Source organism: Gordonia sp. i37, assembly GCF_002043085.1.
Classification (GTDB): domain Bacteria; phylum Actinomycetota; class Actinomycetes; order Mycobacteriales; family Mycobacteriaceae; genus Gordonia; species Gordonia polyisoprenivorans.
The window spans coordinates 1-14090 of record NZ_MVPX01000366.1 but is presented as its reverse complement, the minus strand read 5'-3'; the positions used below and the strand labels follow the sequence as shown (position 1 = coordinate 14090).

Sequence of the window (14090 nt, the reverse complement as noted above, 5' to 3'; positions counted from 1 at the left end):
GGTATCGGGTTCGCCCCGCGTGAGACCGGTGGTGGGATCGCCTGCGATGCCGTCGGAAAGACCAGCGCACCGCACGTATACGCGATCGGGGACGTCGCCAACTGGGCCGACGGGACGCCCACCGCGCGTCGTGTCGAGCACTGGAATCACACCGTCGAACAGGCTGCGGTCGTCGCCCATCAGATCGCCGGCAGTGCGGGCGCGCCGATCACCGCCGCGGTGCCCTACTTCTGGAGCGACCAGTTCGCGGTGAAGATCCAGGCACTCGGGCATCCGCGCGCCGACGACGACGTGCACATCGTCACCGACGACGGCACGAAGTTCCTGGCCTACTACAGCCGCGACGGAATCCTCACCGGTGTGGTCGGCGCGGGCAAGGCGGGCCCGGTGATGAAGACCCGGCCCAAGCTGCAAACCCCGACACCGATCGCCGACCTTCTCTGAGGACCCGTATTCGTGGATCCCGTTGCCGCGCAGGTGATCGCCGAGGTCCGCGAACTCGGCGACCCAGAGCGGGCGGCAGGTATCGCACGATATCTGCAGGCCCGGCCCGGTGGTTACGGTGAGGGCGACGAGTTCGTCGGGGTAGCGGTGCCGCAGTTGCGCGCGCTCGCCCGTCGCCGGCGCGGCATCGACCGCGGTGCCGTCGGCGCCCTGCTGAGTTCGCCGATCCACGAGATCCGTTTTCTCGCACTACTTCTCATGGCGCAGGAGTCCGCGCGAGCCGACGACGCCGACGCTCGCGCGTGGGTCGCCGACTATCGCCGGGCCGTCGACGACGGGTATGTGAACAACTGGGATCTCGTCGACACCTCGGCCGCACCGGTTCTCGGACACTGGTGTGTACGGATCGGTGACCACACCGCGCTCGTCGACCTCGCCGCCGACGAACGGCTGTGGCACCGGCGGGTCGGTATCGTCGGCACCCACGCCCACCTGCGTGAGGGCGATGCCGGCCCCACGCTGGCGGTGGCGCCGCTCGTCATCGACGACCGGCGTGACCTCATCCAGAAAGCGCTGGGCTGGATGTTGCGTGAGATGGGCAAGCGCGTCGAGAGGTCAACGCTCACCGACTATCTCGACGAGCACGCGGCGTCGATGGGACGCACCGCACTGCGGTATGCGATCGAGCATCTCGATCCCGCGACGCGCGCCCGCTACCGCGCGTTACGGTGAGTCGCGCGGCCGTCCGGCACCGATCCCTCAGACGCCCTCAGCCTCGTGGCCCTTCCACTGCCGCAACATGCGTTCGCGCAGATCGTCGTAGATCGGCGGCGAACGCAGCAGTTCGGCGACGATCATCGTCGCGGCCCCCGCGGCGAGCACCGACACCGCGACCGAGGTCGTCGAGGTCATCTCCATCACCAGCACCGCGCCGGTGAACGGCGCCCGGACCACGGCGGTGAAGAACGACGACATGCCCACGATCATCAGTGGCAACAACAACTCGTGCCCGTAGCCCGGCGAGACCAGATCGATCAGCCGCGAGGCGATGAGACCGGTCATCGCGCCGAGTGCCAGCATGGGGGCGAAGATGCCACCCGGCGTGCCCGCCGAATACGACACCGGACCGGCGACGAAGCGGATCGCCAGCAGCATCACGATCGCCCAAAAGGCCAGATGCTGACCGGACAAAATGTTCTGCGTCAGATCGTCACCGCCGCCACCGAGATCGGGGTCGATGGTCAGCACCGCCCCGATGACCGCTCCGATGATCGCGGCCTTCACCGGGCCGGGCACCCGGGGGATGGCCGCGAAGCCGCTCAGACACGCGCGGATCAGCCAGTTGTAGGCGACGCCGAGCAGCCCGACCACGACGCCGAAGACGACGAACACCGGAAGTGAGGACAACGCAACGGAATTGACCTGCGGGACGACGAAGTCGGGATGGTTGCCGACGATCAGGCGGCTGCACACGGTGCCTGCGGCGACCGCGGCCATCGTCCAGAGGACGTAGCGCACCTTGACGGTCTTGGCGATCTCCTCGATGCAGAACAGGGTGCCGCTGATCGGTGCGTTGAATGCGACGGCGAGCCCGGCGCCCGACAACGTGGTCTGCAGAACCCGGATCTCGCGCAGGGTGGCGCGGCACACGCGTCCGGTGAGCGCGCCGATGGCGGCGCCCATGTGCACCGTCGGGCCCTCTCGACCGAGGACCATCCCGCCGACGCCGATCGCCAGCAAACCGCCGACGAAGCGGGCCGGGATGACCGCGGGCGGCGGTGGTGCGGCCTCGCCGCGTTCGACGGCCTCCACATGTTGGATGCCGCTGCCGGACGCGCGCGGTTCCCATCGGGTGATCAGCGCTGCGATGAGCGCCGCGGCGGCCGAGATCACCACGGGTATCAGCCAGGCGGCCGGGCCGTGATGGTGGGTCCAGTCGATCAGGTCGGCCCGCAGGTGATCGGCGCGGATCAGCAGCCACCGGAATGCCCCGCCGACCAGGCCGGTGATCGCACCGGCGATCGCGGCGACGATGGTCAACCAGACGAGAACCCGTGCACCGGTGTCCTCTTCGGGCGTTTCCGGTGTGAGATCAGGTGAGTCCGGCGCCGTCACGCGTCGTCACCGGGCCGTAGGTGATCACCGGGCTGGGGATTTCGGGTCGCGGACACCGATCCACGGTAGATCTCGGCCGAGTCGGCGGTCGCGACCAGGGGTGGCCGACGGCGTTCTCGATCGTCAGGACGCGCGGAACACCTTGATTGCCGCGGCGATCATCGGGAACTGCAGTGGCAGCCGGCCGAGGGCGACCGCCTTGTAGATCGCCGGCTTGTGCCACCACAGCCGGACCATGTTGATGTTGGCCGGGTACACCGCGACGAACAGTGCCGCGGCCGCAGCCGCGGACGGCTTGCGGGTGGCCGGGACGAGAAGTCCCACGCCGAGGGCGACCTCGGCGACACCGGACGCATAGGTCAGCATCCGCGGGTCGGCGGGGATCTCCTCGGGGATGATCTCGTCGAACGGCTTCGGCGCCACGAAGTGCAGGGTGCCGATGGTCAGCAGCATCCCGGCAAGGGTGCGGGCGAGCTGGATGGGGGACAGGCGTGAGAGCACGTCAGAACTCGATTCGCAGTCGGTCGGAAGTCGGATGGGCCTGACACCCGAGGATATAGCCGTCGGCGATGTCCTCGGGATCGAGCGCACCCGCGTTGTCCATCTCGACGGTTCCGTCGGTGAGAGTGCATGCGCACGAACCGCATTCACCCTCCTGGCACGAGTACGGCGCATCGAGTCCGGCCTCGAGCATGATGTCGATCAGGGTGCGTTTGCGGGGCCAGGTCAGCTCGTGGGTTTCGCCGTCGAGTTCGACCTCCACCGTGGCGGCGTCGGCCTGCTCCTCGGCGCTCACCTCGTCGAGGACGACGTCGGCGAAGGGATCACCGGAGAGTGAGTTGTAGACCTCGGCGTGCACGTCGTGGTGGGCGAAGCCCGCGGTGTGCAGCGCCTGGTGCACGGCGTCCATGAAGGGGCCGGGGCCGCACATGTAGGCGGCGTGACCGCGGAAGGCGCCGAAGATCGTCGCCAGGGACTGCGCGCGGGGCAGGCCCTGCAGCGTCTCGAGCCAGTGGATCAGGACCAGCCGGTCGGCGTGCGCGGTCTGCAGCTCGCGCAGTTCGTCGGCGAAGATGACGTCCTCGGCGCTGCGGTTGGCGTAGAAGAACACGATGGTGCCGCTCCCCGACGCCAGCGCGGTCTTGAGGATCGACATCACCGGGGTCACTCCGCTGCCCGCGGCGATCAGCAAGAGCGGTTCGTCGACCGACCGCGGGGTGAACACCCCCGACGGCGGCAGCACCTCGATCTGCGAGCCCGCGGAGAGGTTGTCGCACACCCAGTTCGACCCGTAGCCGTCGACGGTGCGCTTGACCGTCACCTTGGGCAACTCGTCGCGGGCGGGGGAGGAGGCCAGCGAATAGCAGCGGGCCACCGACCCGGTCTGCTCACTCGGGATGCGCAGGGTGAGGAACTGGCCCGACTTGTACTGGGTGAACGCCTCTTTGGCCGTGTCGGGGAGTTCGAAGACGATCGACCGTGCGTCGTGGGTCTCGTCGATGACCTCGGCCACGGTGAGGATCACGCTGCGCGAGCCGTGGGGCGTCAGTTCGGTCGTGTCCGATCCGGTCATGGCTCAGGTCTCCTGGCGTCGTCGAAGGTGTAAGAGTCGAAGGTGCGAAAACTAGAACACGTTCTACTTTGAGCCTAGCCTAGATGTCGGGCTGTCGACACCGGCAAGGCGATCGGTTCCAGGGTAGAGGGCGGTCTGTGGCGGCGGTGTCGCCGGTATTTCCTCGACGGCGCCCGGTATCTCGCCGACAGCGATCGAGTCGCGGGGCTGGCTCGGCGAACCCGTCGATCGCGAACCTCGGCATCGAGGACCACACGAGCGCCGCCGAGTCGGTGGCGGGATCTATCGCGTGCGATGAGCACTCACAACCCCTGCAGCCCAGCGGCCAGCGTCGCGCACCCCGCGCGGATGAGCGCGTCGAGGTCGGCGTCGGGATGGGCGAGCCATTGTTCGTAGGCGGCCAGGGCGGTGCCCAGGCACAGCCAGCCGATCGTCTGCGGGAGGTGATCGCCCTCGTCCAGGCCGAGCCGGTGGGCGCAGAACTCGGCGATGACGTGGCGCCAGTCGGCGTACATCAACATCGAATGTGCTTGCAGGCTCGGCACTCCCAGGAGTAGCTGCATGCGTCGGCGGTGGCCGTCGAGGAACTCCGCGGGCACCTCGTTGAAGGCGATCAGCGCCCGGGTGACGGCCTCGGCGATGGGGAGGTCGTCGGGGATCTCGGCGAGCAGTGCGCGCAGGTCGTCGAGGTGGACGTCGAACTCGCCCCACGGGATCGCGTTCTTCGACGGGAAGTACCGGAACAGTGTGCGCCGCGCGATGCCGACGGCCTCGGCGATGTCGTCGACGCTGGTTTCCTCGAAGCCGACGGTGGTGAACAGGTCGATGGCGGTCGCGCTGATCTGTGCGCGGCTGGTGCGCGGACGCCGGCCCGGCGCCGTCGCGTTCTCGGTCGTCATCAGACCTCTCTCACCAGGTCGGTACCTGTCCGTTTGGTCAATTTTCGGCTGGGGGGTGCAATTCTGCACCCGGTGCCATTATAGTGATCGGTGATCCACATCACTACCCGAATATTAGGAGGTCTGGATCATGGCCGATCACACAGCCAAGGCAGCTCAGGACGTGTCGGTTCCCGCCGACGTCGAGACCGAGCTCGTGGGTGAGTCCCTCGTCGAAGAGGTCTCGATCGACGGGATGTGCGGGGTTTACTGATGTCCACCCCGACATCTGCTCCGGTTGCCGGCGACCGCGACTCCGCGGTCGCCGGTGACCGGCGCGACACCCCCGCCACCCTGTCCGCATTCGATCTCGACGCCGCCTGGGAGCTCAACCCCAAGGTCGCACTACGCCCGGAACCCTTCGGGGCGTTGCTGTATCACTTCGGTACCCGCAAGCTCTCATTCCTCAAGAACCTGACCGTCGTCGGGATCGTGCGCTCCCTCGCCGAGCATGACGACGCCGAGACCGCCCTGGCTGCTGCCGGGATCGGAGCCGCCGAGCGTGCGCTGTATGTGCACGCGCTGACCGCCCTGGCCGACTCCGGGATGATCGTCCGCCGCTGACGGACGCATTCCTCCACCGTCCACCACCGCTCCTCGAGCCCAAGGAGACCCGAAGATGACCACACTCGAGTTGCCGCCCACCGCAACCGAACTCGCCGCCATGCCGACGCTGCAGCCCAGTGCGCCCCCCAAGGTCGGGCGTCTGGTCGATCAGTTCGAGAAAGGGCTCGACGCCCCGATCTGCCTGACGTGGGAGCTGACCTACGCCTGCAACCTGGCATGTGTGCACTGCCTGTCGTCCTCGGGTAAGCGCGACCCGCGTGAGCTGTCGACCGAACAGTGCAAGGCGATCATCGACGAACTGCAGCGCATGCAGGTCTTCTACGTCAACATCGGTGGCGGGGAGCCGACGGTGCGCCCGGACTTCTGGGAACTCGTCGACTACGCCACCAGCCACCAGGTGGGAGTCAAGTTCTCCACCAACGGTTTACGCATCGACAAGAAGGTCGCCGCGCGGCTGGCCGCGTCGGATTACGTCGATGTGCAGATCTCGCTGGACGGTGCGACCGCGGAGGTCAACGACGCCGTGCGTGGCCCCGGCTCGTTCGACATGGCCGTGCGCGCGCTGGAGAACCTCCACGAGGCGGGATTCGCCGATGCGAAGATCTCGGTGGTGATGACACGGCAGAACGTCGCGCAGCTCGACGAGTTCAAGGCTCTCGCCGACCGCTACAACGCCACTCTGCGCATCACCCGGCTGCGCCCGTCGGGCCGCGGCGCCGACGTCTGGGACGACCTGCACCCGCTGCCCGAACAGCAGCGCGAACTCTACGACTGGCTCGTCGCCCACGGCGAGAACGTCCTCACCGGCGACTCGTTCTTCCACCTGTCGGCGTTCGGCGGGACCGGCGGGTCCGGCCTGCCCGGGCTGAATCTGTGCGGCGCGGGTCGCGTGGTGTGCCTCATCGATCCGGTCGGCGACGTCTACGCCTGCCCGTTCGCGATCCACGAGAACTTCCTCGCAGGCAACATCACCACCGACGGTGGCTTCCAACAGATCTGGCAGAAATCGGACCTCTTCACCGAGCTCCGTGAGCCACAGAACGCCGGAGCCTGCACGCGCTGTGCCCATTTCGACGCCTGCCGCGGCGGCTGCATGGCGGCCAAGTTCTTCACCGGACTGCCGCTGGCCGGACCCGACCCCGAGTGCGTGCAGGGATACGGCGAAGAGCTGCTGGCTGGTGAGCGCGCCAAACCGACTGCGAACAAAGACCATTCACGCGGTACCCCGTTGACATTGATGACCCGGCAACCCGACGGGGAGATCACCCCGATCGGTGGCCCGCCGTCGAAGAACTGTGATGAGAACCCGTTGGCGGGATTCGCCCTGTAATACCCCGCGTGGCGGATCGTCGAGCACCCGGGCCGGGCGCCCGGGTGACTCGATGCTGCGACGAACAAGTAAAGAAAATAGGTAGGAACACACAATGGTCACCAATCCCTGGGCCCGCAATCCCTGGTTCGAAACCGTTCACGAAGCGCAGCGCCGCGCCAAGAAGCGACTGCCGAAATCGGTGTACTCCTCGCTGATCGCCGGCACCCAGGCCGGCGTGACGGTGCGCGACAACGTCGACGCGTACTCCGAGATCGGGTTCGCCCCGCACGTGATCGGCGCGCAGCCCGATCGCGAACTCTCCACCACCGTGATGGGCCAGGACCTGTCGTTCCCGGTGATGATCAGCCCCACCGGCGTACAGGCCGTCGACCCCGACGGCGAGGTCGCGGTGGCGCGTGCCGCGGCAGCTCGCGGTACCGCAATGGGCCTGTCCAGCTTCGCGTCTCATCCGATCGAAGAGGTCACCGCGGTCAACGACAAGATCTTCTTCCAGATCTACTGGCTCGGTAGTCGCGACGAGATCCTGGCGCGTGCCATGCGCGCCAAGGAAGCCGGCGCGAAGGGTCTGATCGTCACGACCGACTGGGTGTTCAACATCGGTCGCGACTGGGGCAGCCCGGAGATCCCGGAGAAGGTCGACTTCAAGGCTCTCCTGCGCTTGGCGCCGGAGATCGCGGTCAAGCCGCGCTATGCGATGGACTGGATTCGCGACGGCAAGATCATCATTCCCGACCTGACCGCGCCCAACGTCTCCAAGGGCAAGGGACAGCCCGGACCGACCTTCTTCGGTGCCTACGGCGAGTGGATGAGCACCGCCCCGCCCACCTGGGACGACTTGCAGTGGCTGCGCGAACAGTGGGGCGGACCGTTCATGGTCAAGGGCGTCACCCGCCTCGACGACGCGAAGCGAGCCGTCGACATCGGCGCGACCGCGCTGTCGGTGTCCAACCACGGTGGCAACAACCTCGACGGCACCCCCGCCACCATCCGTCTCCTGCCGGGCATCGCCGAGGCGGTCGGCGATCAGATCGAGGTCCTGCTCGACGGCGGCATCCGCCGCGGCAGCGACGTCGCCAAGGCACTCGCGCTCGGGGCGCGCGCGGTGATGATCGGTCGCGCCTACCTGTGGGGCCTGGCGGCCAACGGTCAGGCGGGCGTCGAGAACGTCCTCGACCTGCTCCGCATGGGCCTCGACGGTGTGGTGATGGGCTTGGGCCACAAGAGCGTTCATGAACTCTCGCGCGATGACCTGATTATCGGTGAGGACTTCGATCGCTCCTTCGGCAGCATCTGAGCGAATCCGAGTCGGAAGAACGCCGCAGAAACAGGGCTCGGAAGAACGCCGCAGAAACAGGGCTACGAAAGACAGAGCGCCGCCGGTTCCCGTCGGCAGCGCTCTGTTGTTCGCCGACGGCGCCCTGCATCCCGCCGACGGCGCTCAGACCTTGGAGTTTCCCATGTCGATCTGGAACTGCGAGCCGGTGACCGCGCGCGCCTGCGGTGAGGTCAGATAGAGCACGGCGTCGGAGATGTCGTCGAGCGAGGCGACCGGGAAGTGATCCATCATCGAGATGAAATACCGTGTGTACTCGCCCATCTCGAAGATCTTCATGGCCGAGGTGTCGGCGATGCCCATCGGCGTGTTGACGGCGTAGGGGTGGATCGAGTTGACGCGGATGCGGCGCGGGGCGAGTTCTTTGGCGGTTGTCTGTGCCAGTCCGGTGAGTGCGTACTTCGACGCCGAGTACGCCGCCTGGACGGGCATCGCCTTGAGCCCGGCGACCGAGGAGATGATGACGATCGAGCGGTTCTCTGCGTCGGTCTCCAGGAGTGTGGGAATGGTGGCGCGCAACGTCTTCCAGGTGCCGACCACATTGACGTCCAGGACGTCGGTGAATTCGTGTTCGGAGAGCTCCCAGGTGAGTCCCCACGAGAGGATGCCCGCGTTGGCGATCACATGATCGAGGCGGCCGAATTGCCGCACGCCGTCGGCGACGAGCTCCTCCTGGAACGCCAGATCTCGTGTATCCCCCTGACGTGCAAGGATTTTGCCGCCGGCTTCCTCGACGAGGCGAATCGTCTCGTCGAGATCGTCCGGCGTCGACGCCGGGTAGGTGATGTGGTCGGCGACCTCGCCGGCGATGTCGAGTCCGATGATCGACGCACCCTCACGGGCGAAGCGGAGCGCGTGATTACGCCCCTGGCCACGGGCGATGCCGGTGATGTAGACGACCTTGCCGTCGAACTGTCCCATGAGGAAAAACTGTAACACGTTCTATTTCGGCGAGGTGGGCTACCGGGAGAAAGCGCTGTCGGCGTTGGGACGGGCGCCGTCGGCACGACCGAAGGCGCTGTCGGTGAACTGGAGGGCGCTGTCGGCGTTGAGATGGGCGCTGTCGCGACGACGCGGGGCGCCGACGACATCGTCGGCGCCCCACGTCGGACGGAGGAGGTGCGACCCGGTCAGTCGGTCCAGATGGTCGACGGATCGGTGGCCTGGCGGGCCGGTCCGCTCGGCGTCTCCGGCGAGGTGCGCGAGAAGCGCGGTGCCACTTGTGCCTGCATGACGCCGTCGATCTCGAGGAGGTTGGCGCGGGCCGCCATGTGCGGGTCGGTGGGGGCCTCGGCGAAGCTCAGTACCGGTGAGGTGCAGGCGTCGGTGCCGTCGAAGACCTTGGCCCACTCGTCGCGGGTGCGCGAGGCGAAGGTCTCGGTGAAGACCTTCTTGAGCTCCGGCCATTTCGCGATGTCGTTTTGCTCCGGCAGGTCGGCATCGGCGAGTCCGAGCCCGTTGAGGAGTGCGGCGTAGAACTGCGGCTCGATCGCTCCGACGGCCATGTACTTGCCGTCGGAGGTCTCGTACACCTCGTAGTACGGGGCGCCGGTGTCGAGCATGTTCACCCCGCGCTCGTCCGACCACAGCCCGGTGCCGCGGAAGGCCCACATCATCTGTCCCAGAACGGAAGCGCCGTCGACCATCGCGGCGTCGATCACCTGGCCGCGACCGGAGAACTGTCGTTCGAAGAGTGCCGAGAGCACGCCCATGACAAGGAACATCGAGCCGCCGCCGAAGTCGCCGGCGAGATTGAGCGGGGGCACCGGACGCTCGCCGTGACGGCCGATGGCATGGAGCAGGCCGGTCAGCGAGATGTAGTTGATGTCGTGGCCGGCGAGCTCGGCGCGCGGCCCTTCCTGGCCCCAGCCGGTCATGCGGCCGTAGACCAGGCCGGGGTTGACCTCGGCGAGATCATCGGGCCCGAAGCCGAGTCGTTCCATCACGCCGGGCCGGAATCCCTCGAGAATCACGTCGGCCTTCGCGATCAACCCGAGGATGGTGTCGCGGTCGGCCGGGTCCTTGAGATTGGCCTCGACGACGCGACGCCCGCGCAGCAGCGCGTCAGCATTGCGGCCCTCGGCCGGAAGTGTGCCGGGACGCTGCACCCGGATCACGTCGGCGCCGAGGTCGGCGAGCATCATCGCTGCGTGCGGGCCCGGACCGATACCCGCGAACTCGATCACGCGCAATCGATTCAGCGGTCCGCTCTTACCGCTGGTGGGTGTCGAATCTGCTGTCATGGACGTCCTCCCTCGAATGGCGTCGACCTTGTTGTGCCGACTGGTGCCGACCGTGTTCTGCGACACATGCTGCGATCCAGGATTCCACAACCGATCGAGCGCTCGTCCAAGCGGGTCCGAACAGGGGATCTCGGTCCTGCAATTGCTGACGACCGGTTACCCCGAGGCGCTGCGCCCATTAGACTTGGCCGAATGGTGCGAACGGCGAGGTTGGGGCAATATGCATGGCCGCAAGTGACGCCCGCCGAACTGACCCTTCTCGTTCCGATCGGTTCCGTCGAACAGCACGGGCCGCATCTCCCGCTCGACACCGACACCCGCATCGCCGTCGCGGTGGCCACCGCCGCACGCTCGGAATTGACCGCGGATGCCCCGGTTGCGGTCGCACCGGAAATCGCTTACGGAGCCAGCGGTGAGCACGAGGGTTTCGCCGGGACGATCTCGCTCGGGCAGCAGGCGCTGACGGACCTCCTCGTCGAATTCGGTCGCAGTGCGTGTCGCTGGGCGCGGCGGATCGTCTTCGTCAACGGACACGGCGGCAACGTCCCCACGCTGGCCGCGGCGGTCGCCAGATTGCGCTATGAGGCGCGCGACGTGGCCTGGTATCCGTGCGCGTTCGCCGACGCCGACGCTCACGCCGGACACACCGAAACCTCAGTGCTGCTTCATCTTTCGCCGGAGTTGGTGCGGAACGACCGGATCGAGGCGGGTAACCGTGAGCCGATCGGCGCGTTGATGGGGCCGATGCGTGCCGGTGGTGTCGCCGCGGTCAGCGAGAACGGGATACTGGGCGACCCGCGAACGGCGACCGCCGAGCACGGTGCGCAGCTCCTCACGCGTGTCGTCGACGATCTGACGCGGGCGCTCGGCGAGTGGGCCGTCGACGACGGGGGGAGACTGCGGTGACGACGACCGAATGGGTCGCGCAGAAGATGCCCGCCCCGAGCGATTCCGGATTGCCCGACGGTTTCCAGATCCAGATCGATCTGCGGTGCGCACGTCGCGGCGATCTGCGCTACCTCGTCGGCGGGTCACCGACGCGCATGCTCCGACTCAGCGACACCGCGCTCGGTCTCACCTCCGCCGACGGCCGCATCGAGGTGTGCAACACCGCGACGCGCACGCTCTCGCGGACGCTGCTCGAGACTGGCATCGCTCATCCGCGGCCCATGTCGGGGCCCAAGCCCGACGACGTCACCGTGGTGATCCCGGTGCGCGACAACCAATCCGGCGTCGACCGGCTCCTCGACGCGGTGGCCGGTACCCGGGTCATCGTGGTCGACGACGGCTCGGCCGTCCCCCTCGTCGCGCAGGCGCCGCTGGTGCAGGTCATCCGATTCGAGTCCAACCGCGGCCCGGCAGCAGCCCGCAACGCCGGCGCTGCGGCGGCCACGACGGACTTCGTGGCCTTCCTCGACTCTGACGTCGTTCCCGAGCCGGACTGGCTGGTGATGCTGCTGGCGCACTTTTCCGATCCGCTGGTGGCGCTGGCCGCTCCCCGGATCGTCGGCTTGTCGGCCCGACGCGGTGAACGCCAGTCGATGGCCGAACGCTACGAGAACGGTCACTCCTCACTCGACATGGGGCCCACCGAGGCCGCCGTTGTCCCCGGTACGCCCGTACCATATGTGCCCAGTGCGGCAATGATCGTGCGGCGCAGTGCTTTTTGCGGATTCGACGAGAATCTCCGGGTGGCCGAGGACGTCGACCTGTGCTGGCGACTGCACGAGGCGGGCTGGCGGATGCGCTACGACCCGGTGGCCCGGGTGGCCCACGACCACCGCACCAACCTGCGGCAGGTGTTGTCCCGTCGCCGCTACTACGGCACCGGGGCGGCGTTCCTGGCTCAACGGCACGGCACGCTCGCCGCGCCGATGGTGATGACGGCGTCGATGGCGCTGGCGGTGGCGGCCTTGTTGTCACGAACCAAGTTCGGACTCGTCCTGGCCTTCCTCGTGCTGGCCCGCGTGGCCCATCGATTGCGGGCGCGACTCGGCGACCTGCCGGACGCGCCGGTGGCCGCCGCGCAGATGACCGGCCGCGCGGCCGGATACGGACTATTGCAGGCGGCCGGTGCGATCTGTCGACATTATTGGCCGGTCGCAGTCCTGTTGGCGTTGATCTCCAAGCGATTTCGGATACTCGTCATCGAGGTGGCCATCGCCGAGGGCCTCATCGAATGGGTGCGCGCCGTCCTCGCCGACACCACGCGCGGGCCCGCGATCGGCCCCGTCGCCTATCTGATCTGCCGTCGTCTCGACGACCTCGCCTACGGCGCGGGACTGTGGGAAGGTGTTGTGCGTCAACGCGATCTCGGCGCGCTTCGGCCCGTCGTCACGCGCTGACCGCCGAACCAAGGTGATGGGGACGCCGGTGGACGAGACGTCGGTGGCGGGTGAGCTTCGCCGACGCGCAGACGTCGTCATCGTCGGCGCCGGCAGCGCCGGGTCGGTGCTGGCCGACACATTGAGCCGCGACGGCACCCGATCGGTACTCCTGCTCGAGCAGGGGAGCGGCTGGCCCGACGCCGCGGTTCGCGATCTCCGAACACTGCCGATCAGCGCGTCGTCGGGGTTCGTGACCGTCCACGACGCGCCGCCCGGCCAGACCGTGGTCCGCGGGCGCGGGCTCGGCGGGTCCTCGGCGATCAACGGTGGATACTTCTTGCGGTGGCATCGCGACGATTTCGCCGGGTGGCCCACCGGCTGGGGCGTCGACGACGTCGAAAGGGCCTACCGCGAACTCGACGAGACCGACGGCCCGATGTCGGTGCATCCGTTCGGCGAGGACGATCTCGGGCCGGCCGCCCGCGCCTTCGAGCGATTCTGGTCGACGCGGGTACCGGTCCGCGACGTCACCGACCGGTGGCCCATCATCGGTCTCAACCGAGTGCTGGGCAACAACGAACTGCTGGACAACAACGCAGTGCTGGGCAACAGCGCCCACCGACTGCGCACGACCTCGGCGGAGGCATTTCTCCGCCCGGCTCTCGCACGTCCGAATCTCGTTGTGAGAACCGGCATTCGGGTACACGAGATCCTGATGGCGGGACGCCGGGCAACGGGCCTGCGGGTCACGGGTTCGTTGGGCACGGGGTCGGTGGGCACCGACATCGCCTGCGACGAGGTGATCCTGTGCGCCGGAACACTCGGTACCGCAGGAATCCTGCTGCGCTCGATCCCGGAGGTGATCGGGCCCTCCGGCGTACTCGTCGCCGGCGAACACCGTGAGGTGCTCGTCGGATACCGTAGGCGTTCGCCCGACGACCTGCGGCCGCTACTGCCGACCGTGGTGCACACCGACGATGGTATCGAGATCCGTTGCTACTCCGATGATTTCGAGCGGTATGTGACCGGGTCGGCCGGCGGCTCGCAGGCCGTGGGGGTCTGCGGGATGCTCCAGGCGGGCCCGGCGCGGCTCACGTCGGCGTCGGGAGGCTCGGTACGCGTACGGTTCGGCAACCTCGACGAGTCGGTGGCGGCCCCGTTGTGGGCCACGGCGTCGGACGTGGTGGACATGTTGGCGTCCGCCGAGTTCGACGACG

The 14090-nt window shown here is 67.7% G+C and carries 15 protein-coding genes; 9 read left to right on the top strand and 6 right to left on the bottom strand.

Annotated features, from left to right (window positions below; translation table 11 throughout):
- The coding region (locus tag B1964_RS17865; protein ID WP_290440716.1) for an oxidoreductase C-terminal domain-containing protein at positions 1-444 on the top strand (444 nt) is incomplete at its 5' end.
- Between the two features lie 12 nt (positions 445-456).
- Positions 457-1176 (top strand): DNA alkylation repair protein, encoded by a 720-nt coding sequence (locus B1964_RS17860; protein WP_079930699.1) that lies wholly within the window; start codon positions 457-459, stop codon positions 1174-1176.
- Positions 1177-1203: 27 nt separating this feature from the next.
- Here the strand turns inward: B1964_RS17860 and B1964_RS17855 are convergent, their stop codons facing one another.
- From B1964_RS17855 to mftR, 4 genes are all read right to left on the bottom strand, one after another.
- Positions 1204-2559, bottom strand: coding sequence for a ClC family H(+)/Cl(-) exchange transporter (locus tag B1964_RS17855; protein ID WP_079930698.1), 1356 nt, complete (start codon positions 2557-2559; stop codon positions 1204-1206).
- Positions 2560-2682: 123 nt separating this feature from the next.
- The gene (locus B1964_RS17850) at positions 2683-3060 is read right to left on the bottom strand and encodes a DoxX-like family protein (RefSeq protein ID WP_079930697.1); all 378 of its coding nucleotides are present in this window, start codon (positions 3058-3060) and stop codon (positions 2683-2685) included.
- Position 3061: 1 nt separating this feature from the next.
- Positions 3062-4132 (bottom strand): ferredoxin--NADP reductase, encoded by a 1071-nt coding sequence (locus B1964_RS17845; RefSeq protein ID WP_014361022.1) that lies wholly within the window; start codon positions 4130-4132, stop codon positions 3062-3064.
- A 302-nt stretch (positions 4133-4434) separates the two neighbouring features.
- Positions 4435-5031 (bottom strand): mycofactocin system transcriptional regulator, encoded by a 597-nt coding sequence (mftR, locus tag B1964_RS17840; RefSeq protein ID WP_006367870.1) that lies wholly within the window; start codon positions 5029-5031, stop codon positions 4435-4437.
- Positions 5032-5161: 130 nt separating this feature from the next.
- Here mftR and mftA point away from each other — a divergent pair, with 130 nt between their 5' ends.
- The 4 genes from mftA (at position 5162) to mftD (ending at position 8264) form a co-directional block, all read left to right on the top strand.
- Complete coding sequence (gene mftA, locus B1964_RS17835; RefSeq protein ID WP_006367871.1) at positions 5162-5284, top strand: mycofactocin precursor MftA; 123 nt, start codon at positions 5162-5164, stop codon at positions 5282-5284.
- Positions 5284-5634, top strand: coding sequence for a mycofactocin biosynthesis chaperone MftB (gene mftB, locus B1964_RS17830; RefSeq protein WP_079930696.1), 351 nt, complete (start codon positions 5284-5286; stop codon positions 5632-5634). The genes mftA and mftB overlap by 1 nt, the downstream gene beginning before the upstream one ends.
- Before the next feature lie 55 nt (positions 5635-5689).
- The gene (gene mftC / locus B1964_RS17825) at positions 5690-6967 is read left to right on the top strand and encodes a mycofactocin radical SAM maturase (protein ID WP_006367873.1); all 1278 of its coding nucleotides are present in this window, start codon (positions 5690-5692) and stop codon (positions 6965-6967) included.
- A gap of 94 nt (positions 6968-7061) precedes the next feature.
- Positions 7062-8264: a pre-mycofactocin synthase MftD gene (gene mftD / locus B1964_RS17820; protein WP_006367874.1), complete on the top strand. Its 1203-nt coding sequence runs from the start codon at positions 7062-7064 to the stop codon at positions 8262-8264.
- 144 nt (positions 8265-8408) lie between these two features.
- On the opposite strand, the gene B1964_RS17815 is transcribed toward mftD, so the two are convergent.
- Positions 8409-9224: a mycofactocin-coupled SDR family oxidoreductase gene (locus tag B1964_RS17815; protein WP_079930695.1), complete on the bottom strand. Its 816-nt coding sequence runs from the start codon at positions 9222-9224 to the stop codon at positions 8409-8411.
- 209 nt (positions 9225-9433) lie between these two features.
- Complete coding sequence (locus B1964_RS17810) at positions 9434-10546, bottom strand: CaiB/BaiF CoA-transferase family protein (RefSeq protein WP_079930701.1); 1113 nt, start codon at positions 10544-10546, stop codon at positions 9434-9436.
- Between the two features lie 192 nt (positions 10547-10738).
- Here B1964_RS17810 and mftE point away from each other — a divergent pair, with 192 nt between their 5' ends.
- The 3 genes from mftE to mftG form a co-directional block, all read left to right on the top strand.
- Positions 10739-11452 (top strand): mycofactocin biosynthesis peptidyl-dipeptidase MftE, encoded by a 714-nt coding sequence (mftE, locus tag B1964_RS17805; protein WP_079930694.1) that lies wholly within the window; start codon positions 10739-10741, stop codon positions 11450-11452.
- 26 nt (positions 11453-11478) lie between these two features.
- Positions 11479-12891, top strand: coding sequence for a mycofactocin biosynthesis glycosyltransferase MftF (gene mftF, locus B1964_RS17800; RefSeq protein ID WP_253194052.1), 1413 nt, complete (start codon positions 11479-11481; stop codon positions 12889-12891).
- 16 nt (positions 12892-12907) lie between these two features.
- Positions 12908-14090: mycofactocin system GMC family oxidoreductase MftG (mftG, locus tag B1964_RS17795; RefSeq protein WP_079930700.1), on the top strand; the 1183-nt coding region annotated here is incomplete at its 3' end.

What these genes read in the sequence shown, in the direction of transcription:
- mftC (WP_006367873.1), top strand. Translation starts at nt 5,690, where the DNA reads ATGACCACACTCGAGTTGCCGCCCACCGCAACCGAACTCGCCGCCATG.
- B1964_RS17845 (WP_014361022.1), bottom strand. Translation starts at nt 4,132, where the DNA reads ATGACCGGATCGGACACGACCGAACTGACGCCCCACGGCTCGCGCAGC.
- mftE (WP_079930694.1), top strand. Translation starts at nt 10,739, where the DNA reads ATGGTGCGAACGGCGAGGTTGGGGCAATATGCATGGCCGCAAGTGACG.
- mftF (WP_253194052.1), top strand. Translation starts at nt 11,479, where the DNA reads ATGCCCGCCCCGAGCGATTCCGGATTGCCCGACGGTTTCCAGATCCAG.
- B1964_RS17810 (WP_079930701.1), bottom strand. Translation starts at nt 10,546, where the DNA reads ATGACAGCAGATTCGACACCCACCAGCGGTAAGAGCGGACCGCTGAAT.
- B1964_RS17815 (WP_079930695.1), bottom strand. Translation starts at nt 9,224, where the DNA reads ATGGGACAGTTCGACGGCAAGGTCGTCTACATCACCGGCATCGCCCGT.
- mftD (WP_006367874.1), top strand. Translation starts at nt 7,062, where the DNA reads ATGGTCACCAATCCCTGGGCCCGCAATCCCTGGTTCGAAACCGTTCAC.
- mftB (WP_079930696.1), top strand. Translation starts at nt 5,284, where the DNA reads ATGTCCACCCCGACATCTGCTCCGGTTGCCGGCGACCGCGACTCCGCG.
- mftA (WP_006367871.1), top strand. Translation starts at nt 5,162, where the DNA reads ATGGCCGATCACACAGCCAAGGCAGCTCAGGACGTGTCGGTTCCCGCC.
- mftR (WP_006367870.1), bottom strand. Translation starts at nt 5,031, where the DNA reads ATGACGACCGAGAACGCGACGGCGCCGGGCCGGCGTCCGCGCACCAGC.